15 protein-coding genes are annotated in these 16,278 nt (G+C 68.3%); 4 read left to right on the top strand and 11 right to left on the bottom strand.

The window, feature by feature from the left end; all coding sequences use genetic code 11:
• Positions 1 to 169: 169 nt before the first annotated feature.
• Genes CIW48_RS01050 through CIW48_RS01040 form a run of 3 tightly spaced genes read right to left on the bottom strand, consistent with a single transcriptional unit; the run spans position 170 to position 2,654 of the window.
• Positions 170 to 904, bottom strand: coding sequence for an ATP-binding cassette domain-containing protein (locus tag CIW48_RS01050; protein ID WP_149308261.1), 735 nt, complete (start codon positions 902 to 904; stop codon positions 170 to 172).
• A complete protein-coding gene (locus CIW48_RS01045) occupies positions 885 to 1,622 on the bottom strand; it encodes an ABC transporter permease subunit (RefSeq protein WP_091779196.1) in 738 nt (245 codons plus the stop codon). Before CIW48_RS01045 ends, CIW48_RS01050 begins: the two co-directional genes overlap by 20 nt.
• A gap of 51 nt (positions 1,623 to 1,673) precedes the next feature.
• Positions 1,674 to 2,654 carry an ABC transporter substrate-binding protein gene (locus CIW48_RS01040; protein ID WP_149308259.1) on the bottom strand — a complete coding sequence of 327 codons (981 nt, stop codon included), beginning with the start codon at positions 2,652 to 2,654 and terminating at the stop codon, positions 1,674 to 1,676.
• Positions 2,655 to 2,840: 186 nt separating this feature from the next.
• Here CIW48_RS01040 and CIW48_RS01035 point away from each other — a divergent pair, with 186 nt between their 5' ends.
• Positions 2,841 to 3,218: a 4a-hydroxytetrahydrobiopterin dehydratase gene (locus CIW48_RS01035; protein WP_149308257.1), complete on the top strand. Its 378-nt coding sequence runs from the start codon at positions 2,841 to 2,843 to the stop codon at positions 3,216 to 3,218.
• 16 nt (positions 3,219 to 3,234) lie between these two features.
• Here CIW48_RS01035 and CIW48_RS01030 read toward each other — a convergent pair whose 3' ends face one another.
• From CIW48_RS01030 to CIW48_RS01015, 4 genes are all read right to left on the bottom strand, one after another.
• Positions 3,235 to 3,456: a hypothetical protein gene (locus tag CIW48_RS01030; protein WP_149308255.1), complete on the bottom strand. Its 222-nt coding sequence runs from the start codon at positions 3,454 to 3,456 to the stop codon at positions 3,235 to 3,237.
• 178 nt (positions 3,457 to 3,634) lie between these two features.
• The gene (locus tag CIW48_RS01025; RefSeq protein ID WP_149308253.1) at positions 3,635 to 6,700 is read right to left on the bottom strand and encodes an efflux RND transporter permease subunit; all 3,066 of its coding nucleotides are present in this window, start codon (positions 6,698 to 6,700) and stop codon (positions 3,635 to 3,637) included.
• Between the two features lie 22 nt (positions 6,701 to 6,722).
• Entirely contained in the window at positions 6,723 to 7,826 is a 1,104-nt protein-coding gene (locus CIW48_RS01020; RefSeq protein ID WP_149308251.1) for an efflux RND transporter periplasmic adaptor subunit, read from the bottom strand.
• Positions 7,823 to 8,926: an efflux RND transporter periplasmic adaptor subunit gene (locus tag CIW48_RS01015; RefSeq protein WP_149308249.1), complete on the bottom strand. Its 1,104-nt coding sequence runs from the start codon at positions 8,924 to 8,926 to the stop codon at positions 7,823 to 7,825. The genes CIW48_RS01020 and CIW48_RS01015 overlap by 4 nt, the downstream gene beginning before the upstream one ends.
• 97 nt (positions 8,927 to 9,023) lie before the next feature.
• Here CIW48_RS01015 and CIW48_RS01010 point away from each other — a divergent pair, with 97 nt between their 5' ends.
• On the top strand, positions 9,024 to 9,587 hold the full coding sequence (locus tag CIW48_RS01010) for a TetR/AcrR family transcriptional regulator (RefSeq protein ID WP_149308247.1): 564 nt from the start codon (positions 9,024 to 9,026) through the stop codon (positions 9,585 to 9,587).
• A gap of 10 nt (positions 9,588 to 9,597) precedes the next feature.
• Here the strand turns inward: CIW48_RS01010 and CIW48_RS01005 are convergent, their stop codons facing one another.
• From CIW48_RS01005 to CIW48_RS00995, 3 genes are read right to left on the bottom strand one after another with little or no spacing between them, the layout of a single operon-like run.
• Complete coding sequence (locus CIW48_RS01005; RefSeq protein ID WP_149308244.1) at positions 9,598 to 10,662, bottom strand: response regulator; 1,065 nt, start codon at positions 10,660 to 10,662, stop codon at positions 9,598 to 9,600.
• Complete coding sequence (locus CIW48_RS01000) at positions 10,659 to 11,111, bottom strand: response regulator (protein ID WP_149308242.1); 453 nt, start codon at positions 11,109 to 11,111, stop codon at positions 10,659 to 10,661. The genes CIW48_RS01005 and CIW48_RS01000 overlap by 4 nt, the downstream gene beginning before the upstream one ends.
• Positions 11,108 to 12,988 (bottom strand): MHYT domain-containing protein, encoded by a 1,881-nt coding sequence (locus CIW48_RS00995; protein ID WP_149308240.1) that lies wholly within the window; start codon positions 12,986 to 12,988, stop codon positions 11,108 to 11,110. Before CIW48_RS00995 ends, CIW48_RS01000 begins: the two co-directional genes overlap by 4 nt.
• A 683-nt stretch (positions 12,989 to 13,671) precedes the next feature.
• Here CIW48_RS00995 and CIW48_RS00990 point away from each other — a divergent pair.
• Entirely contained in the window at positions 13,672 to 14,178 is a 507-nt protein-coding gene (locus tag CIW48_RS00990; protein ID WP_244513935.1) for a hypothetical protein, read from the top strand.
• Between the two features lie 5 nt (positions 14,179 to 14,183).
• On the opposite strand, the gene CIW48_RS00985 is transcribed toward CIW48_RS00990, so the two are convergent.
• A complete protein-coding gene (locus CIW48_RS00985; protein WP_091779219.1) occupies positions 14,184 to 14,462 on the bottom strand; it encodes a hypothetical protein in 279 nt (92 codons plus the stop codon).
• 440 nt (positions 14,463 to 14,902) lie between these two features.
• On the opposite strand from CIW48_RS00985, the gene frc reads away from it, so the two are divergent.
• Positions 14,903 to 16,180 carry a formyl-CoA transferase gene (gene frc, locus CIW48_RS00980; RefSeq protein WP_149308236.1) on the top strand — a complete coding sequence of 426 codons (1,278 nt, stop codon included), beginning with the start codon at positions 14,903 to 14,905 and terminating at the stop codon, positions 16,178 to 16,180.
• Positions 16,181 to 16,278 lie beyond the last annotated feature (98 nt).

Below are 16,278 nucleotides of genomic sequence, written 5' to 3'. Positions count from 1 at the left end.
TCGGAGCAGACCTCGGGCATCTTCGCGCTCAGCGTGGGCAATACGGCTCGGCGCCGGCGCAGGGCGGCCCCACGCCCCGCACCCGCGCCGCTTCCGGTCGATTCTCGCTGCCGCACGCGAGGACGGGTCGGCCGCCGTCTCGAAACGCCGCGCCCGCGGAACTCAGACGTCAGAGCGCGATGATGTCCGGATGCCGCGCGGCCAGCGTCGCCCGGGTGGTCTCGGCCCAGGCGCGGTCGCGCTCCCGGCGGGGGCGATCAAGGGGCACGTCGGCGACCAGGGTCGCAGGGCGCCTCGAGACCAGCAGCAGCCGGTCGGCGATCCCGATCGCCTCCGCGACGTTGTGCGTGACCATCAGGACGCTCATGCCGGCCTGATCCACCGTATCCACCACCAGGCCGCGCAGCTCGGCCGCCGCAGCATCGTCGAGGGAGACGAACGGCTCGTCGAGCACCAGCACGCGCGGACCGTCGGCCAGCGCGCGCGCGAGCGCCACCCGCCGTTGCATCCCCAGCGACAAGGCCTTCGGATAGCTGTTCCGCCACGCCGTGAGCCCGAGCCGCGCGAACAAGCCGTCGAGGTCGCGTCCGCGCCGCTCCCGGGGGAGCCCGAGGCGGACATTGTGCTCGACGCTGCGCCACGGCAGCAGCCGCGGCTCCTGGAACACCATGCCGGCCTTTTCCGCGCCCGAGACGCGGCCCTCGAAGGCCGGATCGAGCCCCAGCAGGATCCGCAGCGTCGTGGTCTTTCCCGCGCCCGAAGGCCCGATCAGGCAGACGATCTCCCCGGCGGCGACGGCGAATGCGAGGTCGCGGACGGCCTCGACCGGCTCGGCGCCGCGGGGCCGATACCATTTCGACGCGATCGCGACCTGGAGGACGGGCTCAGCGCCAGCGACGGACATAGGCTTCGAGCCGCTGCAGCAGGAGGACGTCGATGCCGATCATCACGGCCATGAAGACGAGGCTGTAGCCGATGATGGCCGCCACGTCGGTGCTCTGGACGAAGTAGTAGTTGATCGCAAAGCCGACCCCGTCCGGTCGCCCGAGCAGCTCCACCACCAGCACGATCTTCCAGGCGAGCGACAGACCCGACCGCGCCGCCGTCACCATGTAGGGCTGGAGCTGCGGGATCAGGATGTCGCGGGCCCAGCTGCGCCGGTCGAGCCGATAGGCGCGGGCCATCTCGTCGAGGCCGGGATCGAGATTGCGGGCGCCTTCCCGCACGATCACCGCGACGTTCGGCAGCTTGTTGAGCACCACCGCCAGGATCGCGGCGGTTTCGGTGAGCCCGACCCAGACATAGGCCAGGACCGTGATCACCAGGGCCGGCGTGTTGAGGAGGACGAGGAGCGGCGTGTCGAGGCTGAGGTCGGCGGCCTTCGAGCGTCCGAGCGCGACGCCGAGGACGACGCCGAGGGACATGGCCACCGTGAAGGAGATCGCCACACGCAGCAGCGTCATCCCGACATTGTGTCCGAGGTCGCCGCGCTCGGCCTCCTGTACGATGAAGCGCAGCACCGCCATCGGCGCCGGCAACAGGCGTGAACCCGCCTCGAGGGCGGCCAGTTGCCAGGCACCGATGAGCACGGCCAGGGACGCGAGGCGGGTCAGCGCGCCCATACCGTCCCGACACGCACGATCGCCGCCACGGATGCCCGCCGCACGGGCGCCTCAACCATTGCGGCCGGTATAGTAGAGGTCGGGCGGGAGCGCGTCGCCCTTGCCGACGAGGCGCGCTCCGCCGAGCCGCGCCATCACGGCGTAGAGCTTCTCCGCATCGGCGCGCTCCTGCGCGATCGAACGGCGCGGGATGCCGGCCAGGAAATCGTGCTTCAAGGCTTCGAAGGTCGCGTCGTCCTCGGCCGCCATCAGCGGGCGCACGATCTGCCACGTGCTCGGATCGGCGGCCAGCATGTCCTTGGCGGCCCGAGACGCCCGGGCGAAGGCCGCCACGGCGGCGGGCTTCTCCTTCACCGTGGCGTCCTGGAACAGGTAGCCGATCAGCGCCACGTCGCCGGGGACGCCGAGGGCATGCATGATGTCTTCGGCGCCGACCAGCTGCCGGTAGCCCTTGGCCGTCAGGCGGGCACAGTAGGTCCAGTAGGTCAGCGCCGCATCGAGGGCGCCCTGCTCCAGCTTCAGGGTGATCAGCGGCGGCGCGCCGTAGGCGATCTCGGCGTCGCGCTCGAGGTCGATCCCGGCAGCGTCCTTCGCCTGCGCCCGGAGGAGCAGCCAATTCTTGTCCAGCGGGCCGCCGGCCACGCCGAGGCGCTTGCCCGCGAGATCCTTGAGGCTCTTCACCGCACTCCCGGGCGGCACCATGACGCCGCCCTCGGAGGTGGAATACGGGATGAAGCGCACCGCCTGCCCGTCATTGCCGAGGCGAGCGGCCCAGAGCAGGTCGCCGATGATCGTGTCGACCTGCCCGCCGATGAAGCCGATCCGGGCCGCGTCATTGCCGGCGAGCTTCACCGCGTCGAGTTCGAACCCGTTGGCCGTGTCGAGGCCACGCGCCTTGATCACCGCCGCTTCCCAGGTGGACGTGCCGAAGGGCAGGCTTCCGAGGCGGATCGTCGGCGCATCCGCGCGCGCCGCGCGCAGGCCGAGGCCGCCGAGCAGGCCCCCGGCGAGCATCGCGCGCCGTGACAGCATCACGCCTTCTCCCATCGTATTGCGCAGTCTTCAGCGGCGGCAGAGTGGAGTGCGGACCGAGCCGGACGCCATCGGCAAAAGGTCATAGGGCCCGCACCGGTTTCCGTCCACCGTGGCAAACACGCTTGCGCGCAACCGGCCACAGCGGCACCTTCCGGCGCGACGGCATCAACGGAGACGCAGATCATGAGCGAGCGACGCGAAGGCGCACTGGACGCGGCGACCGTGGAGGCGCGGCTGAAGGCGGAGCTGCCCGCATGGCGCCTGGAGGACGGGTGGATCCGCCGCACCTACAAGACGTCCGGCTGGAAGAGCACCCTGATGGTGATCAACACGGTCGGGCACCTCGCCGAGGCGGCCTGGCACCATCCGGACATCACGGCCTCCTATGCCTGGGTCGAGGTCCGGCTGATGAACCACGCGGCCAAGGGCATCACCGACAAGGACTTCGCCCTCGCCCGGAAGATCGAGGAGGTCGTGTCCTGGCAGCCGGCCCTGGAGGGACAGGGGCTCGAAGGCACGCCGACCGATCCGCGCTTCGCCTACATCAAGTACGAGAAATAGCAGCCCGGCACGGCCGTCACTGCGGCTCCTTCGACCGGCGGCACGCGGTCTTGAGATAGGCGGTCTTGCCGATCTCCTCGCGCAGCTCTGTGCGGGCGATGATCTCCTGCCAGCCGGTGGCGCAGCCGAGTTCGTTGGCGACCCGGACCTTGCGCACCTCGAGCGCCTGGGCGTCCGTGCAGGCGTCCTGGGCGATCCCGTTGGCGCAGACCAGGACGACGGCGATGAAGGCGTTCATGGGCGGGACGATCCTCGTTTCCGTCGCACCCTACGCGCCAGAACGCCGCCGGGTTGCCGGCGACGCGACTCCACCTGCGCGAAAGATCGTCACGGTCGGCCCGCCCTGAGGGGGCGGAGGGGCGGGCCGACCGTTTCTCGCAGCGCCCGTGAGCGCTGCGATCGCGTGAACCAGCCGATCAGCCGGTGTGAGCCGCCGGCCTTCCGCTCGCATCCGGGCGGATGCGGTAGCAGCCGATGTAGAGGGCCGGCAGAAACAGGAGCGTGAGGAAGGTCGCGGCCAGGATGCCGCCGATCATCGCGAAGGCCATCGGGCCCCAGAACACCTCGCGGGCAATCGGGATCAGGCCCAGGCTTGCCGCTGCGGCGGTCAGGAGGATCGGCCGCATGCGGTGGTGCGTCGCCTCGAACACCGCCTCCCACGGCGCCATCCCCTCATCCCGGAACTCCTCGATCTGGCTCACCAGAATCACCGCGTTGCGGATGATGATGCCGATGAGCGCCAGGATGCCCAGGATGGCGACGAAGCCCATGGGCTTGTCGAACAGGAGCAGCGCCGGCACGACGCCGATCAGGCCGAGCGGCGCGACGGTGAAGACAAGCAGCATCCGCCCGAAGCTCTGAAGCTGCATCATCAGCAGGAACGCCATGGCGAGCAGCATGACCGGGACCACCGCCGCGATCGGGCCCTGGCCCTTGGCCGATTCCTCGACGGCACCGCCGGTCTGGACGGTGTAGCCCTCGGGAAGCGCCTTGATGAAGGCATCCAGGCCGGGCTGCAGGGCGGCCACGATGGTGGCGGGCTGGGTCGCGTCGTGGATCGTGGCGCGCACCGTCACGGTCGGGAGACGGTCGCGGCGCCAGACGATCGGCTGCTCCAGATCGTAGCCGATCCGCGCGAAGGCGAGCACCGGGACCACGGTGCCGTTCGCGAGGCCGACCTGCAGGGATTGCAGCGTGTCCAGCGAAGACCGCTCGGCTGCCCGGGCACGGCCGACGACGTTGACCAGATAGATCGAGTCCCGGACCTGCGTGATCGCCTGCCCACCCTCGATTCCGTTCAGGATTCCGGCGACGTCCTGGCTGGTGACGCCGAGCTGGCGCGCCTTGTCCTGAAGGATCTCGACCCGCAGGACCTTGCCGGGCTCGTTCCAGTCGAAGGTTGGCACGTCGAGGCGCTTGTCGGCCGCGACCACGTTGGCGAGATCGAGGGAGAGGCGGCGTACCGTCTCCATCTTCGGCCCGCTGAGGCGGTACTGAACAGGTCGGCCCACGGGCGGGCCGAGGCTCAGGGGCTGCACCAGCACGTCAGTGCCGACGAAATCGCGCAGGGCGATGGTCTGGAGGCGCGCCATCACGCGGTCGCGCACCTCGAGCGACTTCGTGACGATGACGATCTGGCCGAAGAACGCATTGGCGAGCTGCTGATCGAGCGGGAGGTAGAAGCGCACCGCGCCCTCGCCGACATAGGACGACCAGCTCGTCACGTCCGGATCACCCTTCAGGTTCGCCTCGAACCGGTCCATCTGCGCCCGCGTCTCGGCGATGGTGGCGTTCTGCGGGAGGGTGAGGTCGACCAGCACCTCGGACCGGTCCGAGGACGGGAAGAACTGCTGCTGCACATGGCCCATCCCGACGATGGCCGCGGCCATCAGACCGAGGCAGACGATGACCGTCGTCCAGTGCCAGCGCATGGCGATACGCAACGCCCCGACGAACAGGCGGGTGAAGATCCCCTGCTTCTCCGAGTGATGCCTCATGGTCTTCGGCAGGAGCGTGACGCCGACGAGCGGGGCGAACAGGACCGCCACGACCCAGGAGACCAGCAGCGCGGCCGCGATCACCACGAAGAGCGAGTAGGTGTACTCGCCGGCGCCGGAGCCGTTGAAGCCGATCGGCAGGAAGCCTGCCACGGTGACGAGCGTCCCCGTCAGCATGGGGAACGCCGTCGACGTGTAGGCGAAGGTGGCAGCCTTCCGGAGGGTGTCGCCCCGTTCCAGGCGGGCCACCATCATCTCGACGGTGATCATGGCATCGTCGACCAGCAGGCCGAGCGCGATGATCAGCGCGCCGAGGGAGATGCGCTGCAAGGTGACGTCCATGATCTGCATGACCACGAACACGATCGCCAGCACGAGCGGGATCGACACCGAGACGACGAGGCCGGCCCGCACGCCGAGGCTCACGAAGCTCACTGCCAGCACGATGATGACGGCCTCGACCAATGCCTCGGTGAAGCCGCCGACGGCGTGCTCGACCTGCTTGGGCTGATCCGACACGAGGTGGACGCCGACGCCTACCGGAAGGGTGGCCTCGATCCGCCCCATGCGCTCCTTCAGCGCGTCGCCGAAATGCAGCAGGTTGGCGCCCGGCCGCATGGCGATGGCGAGACCGATCGCGGGTTTGCCGTCCACGCGGAACAGCGGTGCCGGCGGATCCTCGTAGCCCCGGCTGATTTCGGCGATGTCGGCGAGCCGGAAGAAGCGGTCGTTCACCCGCAGGTTGAAGTCCTGAAGCGACGCCTCGGAGGCGAAGGAGCCGCTGACCCGTAGCGAGATGCGCTCCGGGCCGGCCTGGACGACGCCGGAGGCCGAGACCGCGTTCTGCGCTTGCAGCGCCTTGATCAGGGCCTGGAAATCGATGCCGTACCCGGCGAGCTTCCGGGTGGAGAAGTCGAGATAGATCGTCTCGTCCTGCGTGCCGATCAGCTGCGTCTTGCCGATATTGGGCACCCGCAGGACCTCGGTGCGGATGCTCTCGACGTAGTCGCGCAATTGCCGGTGCGTCAGGCCGTCGGCGGTGAACGCGTAGATGTTGCCGTAGACGTCGCCGAACTCGTCGTTGAAGAACGGACCCTGCACGCCCTCCGGGAACTGGCCCTTGATATCGCCGAGCCGCTTGCGAACCTGGTAGAAGGCGGGCTGGATCTCGTTCTTCTTGAGGGTGTCGCGGAACTGGACGAAGACCGTCGACGATCCGGGCGTCGTGTAGCTGCGGACGTAGTCGAGGCCGTTGAGCTGCTGAAGCTCCTTCTCGACCCGGTCGGTGACCTGATCGAGGGTGTCCTTGATGGTTGCCCCTGGCCAGGTCGTCTGCACGACCATGGTCTTGATGGTGAAGGGCGGATCCTCCTCGCGGCCGAGGCGCGTGTAGGCCATCAGGCCCGCCACCAGCGAGACCAGCATCAGGAACCAGACGAACGAGCGGTGCTCGAGCGCCCAGTCGGAGAGGTTGAAGTCCTTCACGCGAAAACCCCGTGCGGCCGTGTCAGACGGCGCCGTCGGTCAGGCGCACGGCCTGGCCTTCCTTGAGGGCATGGACGCCCGCGACCACCACGCGATCGCCCGCCTTCAGCCCGTCGACGACCACGACGCGGCCGTCCTCGGCGTCGTCCCGTGCCGCCGCTACGGTCACGTCGCGGCGGGACACCGACTTGCCGTCGGCGGCGACGATCCAGACCGAGCGGCGGCCGTCGCCCCCGATCAGCGCCGATGCGGGCAGCCGCACGTGCGGAGGGACCTGCCGCGTCAGCGAGACATTGATGGTCGCACCGAGCCGGAAGGCTGGGCCGGGCTGATTCAGGGTGATCCGGATGCGCTTGGAGCGCGTCCCGGCCTCGGCGAGCGGCGCGATCTCGCGGACGCGCCCGCGCGCCGTCAGCTCCGGCGCGCTCTGGAGTGCGACCGTGAAAACACCGTCCGCCGGCAACGCCCCGGCATGGGATTCGGGAATATCGACCACGGCCTCGCGGACGTCCGGCCGCGCCACGGTCACGACCCCCTGCCCGGCGCTCAGCACCTGGCCGACTTCGGCGAGACGCTGGGTCACGACGCCGTCGAACTCGGCCTTCAGCTCGGTGTAGCCCATCTGGTCACGGGCCTTCTGCAGGCTCGCCATGGCTTGATCGACCCGTGCCCGGGCTGTCTCGCGCTTGGCGACCGCCTGGTCGAGGGTCGCCTGCGAGACGCTGTTGCCCGACATCAGGCGTCGGGTCCGGGCCTCGGCGGCATCGGCGTTCTCGGCCTGCGCCTTCGCGTCGGCGAGGTCGGCCTCGGCGCGGGTCAGGTCGAAACGGGTCACGATGGTGTCGAGCGCCGCCAGACGCTGGCCCCGGGTGACGAGATCGCCGATCGTGACGTCCCGCGCCACCATGCGTCCGGGGATCTGGAAACCGAGCTGCGCCTGATAGCGCGGCTCGATCGTGCCGGCGAACGGCCCGAACGTGACGGTGTCGCTCGGAACGACCACCTGCGTGAGCACCGGACGGATGGCAGCGGCCGCCGCAGCCTCGCCGCCCTCCTCGCTGTGCCCGTTGCAGCCCGCCAGCGTCGCCGCGACGAAGCTCAGGGCGAGGTACGTCCGCGCTTTCACGGGCGATCTCCGATCTCGGCGGCCGCGACGAGCTGGCCGGGGCGCAGGAACTGGATGCCGGCGACGACGACGCGCTCGCCCGGCTCGACCCCGCGCTTCAGCGCGATGATGTCGGGGCCGAAGCGGTCGATCTCGACGGCGCGCACCGATACCGTCCGGTGGTCGGGATCGTAGATCCACACCGAGGGCCGCCCGTCGTAGCGGTACAGCGCCGACCAGGGCAGGATCACCGATTGATGCGGCGCGAAGCGTCCGCGCCCGATCACGACCGCGCCGAGTCCCATGCCGGCGGGCGTCGACTTCAGACCGATCTTGACCCGCACCGTGCCGCTCGCGGAATCGACCGTCGGCGAGATCTCGCGCACGGTCCCGGTCGCGGTGACCGCCGGATCCGACTGCAGCGCGACCGCGATCGTGTCGCCGGCCGGGGGCTGCGCCAGCAGCGATTCGTAGACATTGAAGACCGCGTCGCGGGGGCCGTCCTGCGCGATCACCAGGACGGTCTGGCCTGACTGGACCACCTGGCCGACCTCGAAACTGCGGCTGGTGACGACACCGGCCACGCCGGCGCGCAATTCCGTGTACGAGAACTGCTCCTGCGCGGTCCCGAGGGCCGCCTTCGCCGAGTCGACGGCTGCCTGTGTCGTGCGCAGCTCCTGCTCGGCATTGTCGTAGGTCGAGCGCGTGGTGAAGCCGCCGGCGAGAAGTTGCTTCTGGCGCTCGAACGACATCTTGGCCTGGGTCAGCAGCGCCTCGGCCGAAGCGAGGGCGGCCTTGGCGTTGTCGAGATTCGCCTGCTGGGTCAGCGGTTCGAGGACGGCGAGTACTTGGTCGGCGGTCACGTGGTCACCGACCTCGACACGCCGTTCGGCAACCTTGCCGTTCGTTCGGAACGAGACGTTGACCTGCGCCTGGGCCTGGATGTCGCCGGTCACCACGACATCGAGCGCCAGCGGCGTCCGGCGCGCCTGCACCACCCGAACGCGCGCCAGAGCCGGATCGAGCGCCGGTTCCGATTCGGCCCGAGCGCATCCGATCGATGCGAACGCGGTTAAGGCCAGTAGGATGGTTGCTGGGATTACTATGGCAATGCGGCTCATGCGATCGACCGTGTCGGCGCGACTCGTGCGAAATGCGTGGCGCGTTCCTACGCGATCCCTTACATACCGTCCAGACGGTTTTTAATGCAGGTCGGCGATGCAGGTGAAGCGACAGCGGCTGGCGGCGCGGCCCGAGATCATCCTGGAGGCGGCCGCGGCCGTGCTCCTGAAGGGCGGCGTGCGGGGGCTGACCATTGATGCAGTTGCGGCCGAAGCTGGGCTGAGCAAAGGCGGGGTTCTGCACCATTATGCGTCGAAGGATGCACTGGTGGCGGCCCTCGTCGCCCGCAAGCTCGCGGATGTGCGGGCGGAGATCGACGCCTGCGCGCGCGAGATTCCCGCCGGTCCATCGCAACTTCCCCGCGCGATGGTTGCGCATATCCGCGGGCATTATTGCGAGGACGACGAGTCGGCCCGTGCGCTTCTCCTGGCATCGATGGAATCGCCGGAAGCACAGAAGGACTTCCAGGCGTTCGTTGCGGATCAGCTGGACCAGCTCGGACGGATCGACGGCGCCCGCCCTGGCGAGGGCTCTGTCCTTTACTTCGCCATTCTGGGTCTGTTCATGACCCGGGCGCTGGGCTTTCAGCAGCTCGACGGCGATGCCCTGGCGCCGATGCTCGACGCCCTCGACCGCTTGGCCGGGCAGGCCGACAGCTGAGGAAGCGGGCTCAGGCCTGGAACGCGAGAATCGCCCGGGTGCCGCGGCTTCTCGGAACGTACGATAAGGCCGAGCGCAGGTTCGACGCCATGGCGCGCACGATCCGCGATCCGAGGCCGGTGCCGCGGATCTCGCCCTCCCCGGTCCAGCCGATGCCGTCGTCCTCGACGGCCAGGAGTACAGTGTCGGCGGCGTCGCACTCGACAGCGACACGGATTTCGCCCGACGTGCCGAGCGGATAAGCGTACTTGTAGGCGTTGGTGACGAGTTCGGTCACGACCACGCCGACCGACACCGCCTTGTCCGTCGAGAGGCGCACAGGCGCGGCCTGCAGGCGTATCGCATGATCCCGCCCGCTTGCCCGCATGGCCGCCTGCAATTCCTCAACGAGACTTTGCAGGTAGGCGTCGAGTTCGACAGATTCCACGTCGTCTGAGGTGTAGAGGCGGCGATGGATACCCGCGATCGCCGAGATCCGAGCCTGCATCTCGTCGAGCGCCGCCTTGGCGGCCGTGTCCGTCACAGCGTTGCGCTGCATGTGCGCCAGCGCCGCAACGAGCGCCAAAGAATTGGCCACGCGGTGATTGACCTCGCGCAGCAGCAGCTCGGCACGGTCGCGCGCCTCGCGCATCTCGGCCTCTGCCCGCTCCTTGTCGCGCCGGAGGCTCTCCTGCCGGAGTGCCGTGGCGACGGCCTCGCCGAGCAGCTCCCGAAATTGGCCTTGGACGTCCTTCCAGACGTAGTCCACCGCGCCGGCCTTCAAAGCCGCCACGGCAACGCGGCTGTCCTCCGAGCCGGTCACATAGATAACCGGGGGCGCCTCGGGCAGCGCGCGGATTTCCGGCAGCAGGTCGAGGCCGGTCTGACCAGGCATGTGGTGGTCGAGGGCGACGGCATCGATCCCGCCCTGCGCGAGCCGCGCCAGCCCCGCGGCCCCGTCGGGACAGAGTTCGACCGCGTAGCCACGCTTTTCCAGGGTGCGCCGAACCAAGCGCCCGAGGCCTGGATCGTCGTCGATGTAGAGGATGCGTGCCGCCGCGGCGGTGACATCCCCGCTGGCACGTCCGGCGCTCATGGGTTCTGCGGAACCTGCATGACCGAGAAGAACAGTCCGAGCTGGCGGATCGCGTTCGCGAAGCCGTCATAGCTCACCGGCTTGGTGATGTAGACATTGGCGCCGAGATCGTAGCAGCGCTGGATCTCGCGGCTGTCGTCCGTGGTGGTCAGCACCACAACGGGGGAGCGCCGCGTATGCGGATTCGCTTTGACCTTCTCGAGGATATCGAGGCCGGTCATGTCGGGCAGGTTGAGATCGAGCAGGATCAGCAGATGCCGCCGCGCGCTCGCTTCGCCGGTGCCATCGGCCCCGAAAAGGTATTCCAGCGCGGAGGTGCCGTTCCGGAACGGGATGATCTCGTTGTTGACGCCGGCGCGGCGGATGTTCCGCTCGATCAGGCGCGCATGCCCTTCGTCATCCTCGATCATCACGATGCTGACGGGGTGCACGGGCGGTTCCACGCTCATTCGGCGGCGATGGACGCCGGTTCGGGGTTTCTGTCCGCTGTAGCTGTCCCGCGCGGCAAGGTCACGTCGAACGTCGTGCCGACACCGAGTTCTGAACGGATCTCGATTCTACCGCCGAACGAGCGCACCAGAGCCTTCACGTGGGCGAGGCCGATCCCCTCGCCCTGACGATCCTGGGCGCCCGACCTGCGGAAGAGTTCGAAGACGCGGGCATGGTCCCGCGCCGCGATCCCTCGCCCGTTATCGGCGACGGAGAAGCAGACGCCGCGATCGCCGATGGACTTGGCCGTAATGGTGACGCGCCCAGGCCGTGTCGAGTCGAGGTATTTCACGGCATTATCCAAGAGGTTGCCGAAGATCTGCTCGACCGCGAGTCGATCGGCGACGATCCCCGGCAAATCGCGGGCAATCGTCACTGAGGCGCCGACCGCCTCCGCCTGATGCCGCTGGGCGTCCGCCACGCCGCGGAGCAGGTTCGTCATGTCGAGGGGTTCGGGCGAGAATTGCCGCCGACCCTCGCGGGAGAGCTTCAGGATGGCGGCGATCAGCCCCTCCATCCGGTTCACCGCCGCCTTGATGAAGCCGAGCGCTTCGCCGAGCTCCGCGTCGAGCCGCTGCGCCTCCGGGTGCCCCCGGAGGGCCGTGGCGATCTCGGTCCGGGTCGCCTCCAACTCGCTCGTGAACCCCATCACGTTGACCAGCGGCGCGCGCAAGTCGTGGCTGACGATGTAGGCGTAGCGCTGGATCTCCTCGTTCGATTCGCGCAGGTCGGCTTCGGCCTGCCGCTGCTCGGTGATGTCCGTGTGGACCCCGACCCACTCGCGGATCGCACCCCGCGCGTCGAGCACCGGGATGGCGCGGATCGCGAAGTGGCGCCACGTCCCGTCGCGGGACCGGACACGGTGCTCGTGAATGTAGGTGCGCCGCGCCCGTACGGTCGCGTTCCAGCTCTCGACGGAGGCCTGCATGTCATCGGGATGCACCGCATCGGCCCAGCCGTAGCCCTGATACTCCTCCCGCGTCTGACCCGTAATCGCGCTCCAGCCGGGTTGATCGCCAAGCATCCGGCCCTCGGCATCGTTCGTCCAGAGCACGCCGCGCACCGCCTGGACCGCGGCGCGGAACCGGGCCTCGCTCGCCTGGAGTTCCCGCTGCACGCGCTGCTGGTCCAAAGACGAGGCGAGCATCGCAAGGAACAGAATGAGGAAGGTCGCGCCGGCGATGTAGAGCGCGAGGTTCTGCTGCCTCTGCACGCCGATTACGGCATGTGCGGCGTGGGCGCCGGCCGCCTCGGCGGTGATCGTCGCCGCGGCCATGCCTGTATAGTGCATCCCCGCCACCGCGAGACCCATGACACAGGCTGCGAGGAGCTTCTGCCAGACGCCGTGCTGGCGGAAGGAGAGCCACAGGGCAGCCGTCGCCGCCGTCACGGCGATCGCCACTGAGAGCGCGACCACGGCCGGGCTGTAGGCGAGGTTGCCCGGGATCCGGAGCGCCGCCATGCCGGTGTAGTGCATGCCGGCGACTCCCAGGCCCATCAGCGGACCGGCGACGAAGAGCCCGCCGGGCCCTTTGCCGACGCGCGCCGCCCACAGGAAGGCGGACCCTGTGGCCGCGATGGCGATTGCGAGGGACAGGAGCGTTAAGCCGAGATCGTAGGCGGCCGGCATGCCCATCTCGAAGGCCAGCATGCCGACGAAGTGCATCGACCAGATACCGCCGCCCATGGCGAGCGCGGCGCCGGCGATCCACGGCCAGCGCGGACCGGCTACGGGACCACGGAGGCGGGCACCCAGGTCCAGCGCGGTATAGGACGCGAAGACTGCCAGGCCGATCGACATGGCGACGAGGGCCGGATTGTAGCCAGTATGGACCATCGACTGCGACCGACGCCTGAAGAGCGCTCGCTGCGATGTATCCCGGGCGCATGCTCGGCGCTATCGCAATTCCGAGGCGACCACGTCTTCTGAATGCCGCGACTCCTCGAGGGCTCTCGGGCAGCACGGCACGGCTTTCGATTGACGGCTGCCGGGAGCTTCGGGACCCACCGATCGACGTCGCGATGCCATATCGTATGGCGCGGCGTCGTGCTGCATGGTCGCGACAGGCTACGGCAAGCACGAGCCGCGATGATCGGCCGGAGTATGTGCCTGCTCGAAGATCAGCCGGCATGCCGCGCAATCGGTCGGGTTAACCGCCGACTGCTGGTGCTGGCCGGGCCCTCCGGTGGCGGGCGACGAGCCGATCCGGCTACCGCTGTCGATGCGCTGCCCGGCCACGAAGAAAAAATTCGCGTGCGTCGCGCGGCGATGGTCTCTCCTGCCGTGCGTGCGCGTTCTAGGTTCTGTCGATCGCTCAACGCGAATGCAGATTCATGAACGGACACGCCGCGGCACGACTTCCGGACGATCTGCGCGAAGCTCTGGCGCAGGCTCTGTACGATTGTGATCAGAGCGACGGGGATGATCGACCGGCCTGGACCGGTGCCGATCTGGCGGCTCGGAATCCCGGTCTCCGGGAGCGCTACCTCCAATCCGCCGACGCCCTCGTCGATGGGCCGTTGGCGGCATGGCTGGCGTGTCGCCTCGCCGACGAAGAGGAATTACGCGTTCTGCGTCGGCAGCGTATGGCGCCGGAGCGCGAGCGCGAGCTTCTCGAGGCCAACAACCGCTTGCTCGCGCGGGCCGAGTTTGCCGAATCGGCCCGGGCGGCTGCGGAGGACGCTCTTACCACGCTGCGCCGCGAGCGCGACGTGGCCCGGGAAGCGGAGGCCTTCTGGCAGCAATTTGCGTTCGACGCCGACGATCTCGCAACCCGCCGCCTCATCGAGCAGACGGAGACGCGCGCCGAGGCCGAGAGACGCGCGATCGAGGAACGATGCCGACGGGAGCGCGCGGAAGCGGCGCTGCGCCTGTTTGCCGACCGAGCCGACGTCATGCCGAAGGAGGGCTGGGCGTCGGAATTGGCGCACGCCAACCGTGATATCCCGCTCTGGTGGTTCCATGCGGCGCGGGTCGCACTCGAGCCGCCGGACCTCACCAAGCCGACCGGAGACAGCGAGGCCTGAGAGCGTCAGGCCGCGGCGGGCTGCTTTCCACTCGTGTCCCGGAACAAGGCCGTGCAGCCGGAGCCACGATGCATGCTCAGGATCGACGCGCGGTCGATTTCCGGGTGGGTCTTGAGGACTTTCTGGACGCAGGCGAGGACGCGTTCGTATTGCGCGGCATCGTAGTTCGGCTCCAGCGGGCTCACTGCGATGTACGTCTCGACCACGAGCACGCGCTCGGCATGATCGTGGGCGACATCGACGGCGATCCAGGAGGATTTGATCAGGCTGGTGCTGGCGAGCATGGGCGTCCCTCGATCAGCGTTACGCGGTTCAGCCCGCGGCGGCGGGCAATTTTGGCGAAATCATGGACCGCTGGCCTACGAATGCCAAGTGGCCGCTTGCCCCCATGCTTTATCGGGCGTGTTGAGCGTCATGGCGCCCCGGCCTACGGTTGGCCGAGAGGCCCCGCGGGCCCGATCCACAATAGGCACTCGCATCCGAAGAATGGCATGTGGTATACAAATTGGCGGACTCGTCACCCCGGGTCCGTGTGACGGTGTCGCGATACGACGAGGCCGCGCTTTGGGAGGGAGAACAAACATGATCCGCTTGAGGATGGAAGCCCCCTGCCCCGGCGTTGCGCCCCGCACGTTACGGGACCGTGCCGGCATCGAGCCGGTATCCCGCCCGGCCTGAGCCGATTTCCGATATCCCGCGACCGACTCCAACTCCGAGACCGATCATGACAAAGGCCCTCGAAGGCGTCCGCATTCTGGACTTTACCCACGTTCAATCCGGTCCGACCTGTACACAGCTCCTGGCTTGGTTCGGCGCCGACGTCATCAAGGTCGAGCGGCCGGGCGTCGGCGACGCCACGCGCCAGCAGCTTCAGGATGTCCCGGACGTGGACAGCCTGTATTTCACGATGCTGAACCACAACAAGCGCTCGATCACGCTCGACTCGAAGAACCCCAAGGGCAAGGAGGTTCTCTGGCGCCTGATCAAGGAATGCGACGTCCTGGTCGAGAACTTTGCCCCAGGCGCGCTCGCCCGCATGGGTCTCACCTGGGAGAAGATCCACGAGGCCAACCCGCGGATGATCCTGGCCTCGGTGAAGGGCTTCGGCCCGGGCCGCTACGAGGATTGCAAGGTCTATGAGAACGTCGCCCAATGCGCCGGCGGCTCGGCTTCAACTACGGGTTTCCGCGATGGCATCCCGATGGTGACGGGTGCTCAGATCGGTGATTCCGGCACGGGCCTGCACCTCGCGCTCGGCATCGTCACGGCCCTCTACCATCGGACCCAGAGCGGTCTTGGTCAGAAGGTCGACTGCGCGATGCAGGACGGCGTTCTGAACCTGTGCCGGGTCAAGCTGCGCGATCAGCAGCGGCTCGCGCATGGGCCGCTCAAGGAGTACAGCCAGTACGGCGAAGGCATCCCGTTCGGCGAGGCGACCCCGCGCGCGGGCAACGATTCCGGCGGTGGTCAGCCCGGTCGCATCCTGCGCTGCAAGGGCTGGGAACAGGATCCGAATGCCTACATCTACGTGATCACGCAGGCCGCTGTCTGGGAACCGATCTGCGACATCATCGGCGAGCCCGACTGGAAGACGGATCCGAGCTACGCGACCCCGAAGGCGCGGCTGCCGCATCTCAACGAGATCTTCACGCGGATCGAGGCTTGGACGATGAAGGTGTCGAAGTTCGAGGCGATGGACACCCTGAACAAATACGACATCCCCTGCGGGCCGATCCTGTCGATGAAGGAGATCGCCGAGGACGAGTCGCTGCGGAAGACTGGCACCATCGTGGAGGTCGACCATCCGACCCGCGGCAAGTACCTGACTGTGGGCAATCCCATCAAGCTGTCGGCGAGCCCGAGCGAGGTCAAGCGCTCCCCGCTGCTCGGTGAGCACACCGACGAGATCCTCCGCACCGTGCTCGGCTATTCTGAGGCCGAGGTCGGCGAGATCTCCGAATCCGGCGCGATCGGAGTGATTCAGAAGATCGCCGCGGAGTGAGCGGCCGGCGGCAATCCCGGGCTCCGGTCTTGGATTGCCGCCGTTTCATCCGGGGCCGCGCCGTCCCGTATTTCCGATGACGCGGTCAGATAGGCAGG

It is taken from the genome of Methylobacterium sp. P1-11 (assembly GCF_008329595.1).
GTDB lineage: Bacteria > Pseudomonadota > Alphaproteobacteria > Rhizobiales > Beijerinckiaceae > Methylobacterium.
Note: the sequence above shows the minus strand (reverse complement) of the source record. Positions and strands in the feature narration are given on the sequence as shown.

Bases quoted from the DNA above. Each gene is read 5' to 3' on its own strand.
- CIW48_RS01050 (WP_149308261.1), bottom strand. From the start codon at position 904: ATGTCCGTCGCTGGCGCTGAGCCCGTCCTCCAGGTCGCGATCGCGTCG.
- CIW48_RS01045 (WP_091779196.1), bottom strand. From the start codon at position 1,622: ATGGGCGCGCTGACCCGCCTCGCGTCCCTGGCCGTGCTCATCGGTGCC.
- CIW48_RS01040 (WP_149308259.1), bottom strand. From the start codon at position 2,654: ATGCTGTCACGGCGCGCGATGCTCGCCGGGGGCCTGCTCGGCGGCCTC.
- CIW48_RS01035 (WP_149308257.1), top strand. From the start codon at position 2,841: ATGAGCGAGCGACGCGAAGGCGCACTGGACGCGGCGACCGTGGAGGCG.
- CIW48_RS01030 (WP_149308255.1), bottom strand. From the start codon at position 3,456: ATGAACGCCTTCATCGCCGTCGTCCTGGTCTGCGCCAACGGGATCGCC.
- CIW48_RS01015 (WP_149308249.1), bottom strand. From the start codon at position 8,926: ATGAGCCGCATTGCCATAGTAATCCCAGCAACCATCCTACTGGCCTTA.
- CIW48_RS01010 (WP_149308247.1), top strand. From the start codon at position 9,024: ATGCAGGTGAAGCGACAGCGGCTGGCGGCGCGGCCCGAGATCATCCTG.
- CIW48_RS01005 (WP_149308244.1), bottom strand. From the start codon at position 10,662: ATGAGCGCCGGACGTGCCAGCGGGGATGTCACCGCCGCGGCGGCACGC.
- CIW48_RS01000 (WP_149308242.1), bottom strand. From the start codon at position 11,111: ATGAGCGTGGAACCGCCCGTGCACCCCGTCAGCATCGTGATGATCGAG.
- CIW48_RS00995 (WP_149308240.1), bottom strand. From the start codon at position 12,988: ATGGTCCATACTGGCTACAATCCGGCCCTCGTCGCCATGTCGATCGGC.
- CIW48_RS00985 (WP_091779219.1), bottom strand. From the start codon at position 14,462: ATGCTCGCCAGCACCAGCCTGATCAAATCCTCCTGGATCGCCGTCGAT.
- frc (WP_149308236.1), top strand. From the start codon at position 14,903: ATGACAAAGGCCCTCGAAGGCGTCCGCATTCTGGACTTTACCCACGTT.